This is a genomic window from Parabacteroides sp. AF19-14 (genome assembly GCF_003635485.1).
Taxonomy (GTDB): domain Bacteria; phylum Bacteroidota; class Bacteroidia; order Bacteroidales; family Tannerellaceae; genus Parabacteroides; species Parabacteroides distasonis.
Map to the genome: position 1 here is coordinate 433 of NZ_QTMJ01000051.1, position 2,316 is coordinate 2,748.

Here is a 2,316-nt window from a genome sequence, read left to right on the forward strand (position 1 = left end):
TTTATGAAAATCCATCATTTGTATCTTGTTTGTTTTATATTCAGTACCCTAATTTTTCCCAACGGCGGTGCCTGTGACTCATGGCGTCCCGAAGCGGCGGGCGTAATACAGCTTTCCGTCCGCAAGATCGTACCATCACCTTGGGGGATGATTTGGATCGCATGGGTTGCATTGGGCAGGATCTGCACATTGCAACCGTAGATATGGAAAACGAAGTATATATTAATTGCCCTGTGAAGTATATATTAATTGCCTAACGCAGTATATATCCTCGGGCACATGCAGTATATCTTCTCAAAAACGGCCAGTTGAGCGGTGTCTGAGACGACTGCTTCACGCATCGTTGATACGGGTACGGATGAAACGCTCTTTGACCATCTCCTCGGGGGTTATTTTCGGATCATTTCAGGCATGAGACCGCAAAGGAACAAGCATATGCAAGAACCAAGTAACGAAAGTGATGAGTTTCGATGCTGTCGAGCATACACATGAGCGTGAAATCATCCCCATACACTATTTCCCGGCTCCGAGAAATTGCGTCTTGCATTATAATACGCTTTCTTTTTATCAAATTCAAAATCGGGCGTATATTCATAGACTGTTGAATCCTCGAAAAACCCTTCAATGGAACTTTGTTCCAAACTGAACACAAGAACTCCGGCTTTCGTCTGCCAGCAATCTTGATAGATAACATAACCTTCCCCGTAAATACCAAACTGAAATTCCCTATTATTATATCTAGCAACGATCGGAGTTCCGTCCTCCAAGTCATCTATATTCTCAAAGTCAAGCTGTCCGTGTTTACCCCTATTCAAAAAATCTCCAAACATCTTTCCTCATTAATCGCCGCTTTGACGGCTTTGGGTGTATCTTCTTGCGTCTCTCTCTTTTAAACCTAGACAACAATGATACAAGAGACCTTTTCCATAATTGTCAGCGGGGTAGAAGTACTCAATGAGCGTATCCTGCTGACCCATGTGGAGAACGGATTATTGATGAATGGTTTATGATAGAAAGCTTGCTTCATCGATAATAAGGTTGCCTGCAAAAGGGGTAAGTCCTCCTTCATTGTTGAATAAACAATATCAACATCTATTTTAAGATAATGATGAGCTATCACATCCCGCAACTTCATAATCTCCTTCCAAGGAATTACAGGATATAAAGGGAAAAGTTCTCCTTCTGAAAGTTTATCTATAGTTTTTACACTTTCACCGATAAAAATCAATTTCATACAAACACCATCCAAAACGAACATATCATCAGGAGTCAATAAGAAATCATTGCCATCCTTAATATGAGATGTACGGACTTGTATAACATGAATTGAATCAATCATCATGTCTATTAAATCCAAAATTCGTCCCGAATCTTTCCATTTATACATAAATCAAATCTTTATTTATGGATTTTTCCATACAAGTTCCTGCAAATGACTCTCTTTTACGGAATAAATCAACAGAACAACCTAGAAGTTTCTCAAGTTCTGACTTTAGGCGACATAATGTAAACAAACTCATATGAGAACTCTCGTAATATATATCAATATCACTATCTTCCCTTTGTTCATGACGAGCCACCGAGCCAAACAAACCAAGATTACTTATCTGATATTTACGAAACAACGATTCTTTTTCGCTCCTTAATATACTTAAGTATTCCTCTGTAGACTTCATAGGCTCATTCTTTTTGTTCTAAAAACAAAAATATAAAGAATAATTGAATCCTCCAAGTCAACTAATTGAAATTACCCTATGATTTTGGGGTGACAAACGCAACAGCTGATAAACAGACCGCTCAAACGCCACCCAATGCGTTCCCGTAGAATATAGGGGATCTATGTTAGAGTAATCGAATATATTCAGGATCGACCTCCACAGCGGCGACCAACAGACCGGGGATCTCCACGATCAAACGTTTCACACGGGCCCCTCGTATAGAGAGTAAACGTCCCTCGTAGCCATCCAATGGGCCACCCTCGATGCGGATCATGCGACCGTACATCGCTGGAGTTAATTCTTCAACCAAGAAATAACGTGGGGAATCATCGGAATGGACAGCACGGATAAAACGGTTCATCTCCGCATGGCCTACCGTCATCGGCTTACGGTAGCCACCACGCAAATAACGATATTGGAGGGTACTGATCTCTTCTACGATTGGATCCATACACGCACAGGTAGTATGGGCAAAAAGTAAATCGTGCAGAAGAGGAACCTCCTCACGAATCCGCTTACCCTTCCTCTCGACCAACTGCCAACGCATAGGAGTGAAAACGGCTCACCCGATAAACCTGGGGGATTAAGCATACAGCTT

At 41.4% G+C, this 2,316-nt stretch carries 4 protein-coding genes and 1 pseudogene; 1 reads left to right on the forward strand and 4 read right to left on the reverse strand.

The window, feature by feature from the left end:
* A partial coding sequence (locus DWX33_RS23015; RefSeq protein WP_233570222.1) for a hypothetical protein occupies positions 1-201 on the forward strand: 201 nt, incomplete at its 5' end.
* Positions 202-500: 299 nt separating this feature from the next.
* Here DWX33_RS23015 and DWX33_RS22115 read toward each other — a convergent pair.
* The 4 genes and pseudogenes from DWX33_RS22115 to DWX33_RS22130 form a co-directional block, all read right to left on the reverse strand.
* On the reverse strand, positions 501-830 hold the full coding sequence (locus DWX33_RS22115) for a hypothetical protein (RefSeq protein WP_005864966.1): 330 nt from the start codon (positions 828-830) through the stop codon (positions 501-503).
* Between the two features lie 65 nt (positions 831-895).
* On the reverse strand, positions 896-1,387 hold the full coding sequence (locus DWX33_RS23020; protein WP_233570223.1) for a DUF86 domain-containing protein: 492 nt from the start codon (positions 1,385-1,387) through the stop codon (positions 896-898).
* The gene (locus DWX33_RS22125) at positions 1,380-1,676 is read right to left on the reverse strand and encodes a nucleotidyltransferase family protein (protein ID WP_122381055.1); all 297 of its coding nucleotides are present in this window, start codon (positions 1,674-1,676) and stop codon (positions 1,380-1,382) included. Before DWX33_RS22125 ends, DWX33_RS23020 begins: the two co-directional genes overlap by 8 nt.
* 166 nt (positions 1,677-1,842) lie before the next feature.
* A pseudogene (locus tag DWX33_RS22130) lies at positions 1,843-2,277 on the reverse strand (UpxY family transcription antiterminator); the annotation flags it as partial.
* Positions 2,278-2,316 lie beyond the last annotated feature (39 nt).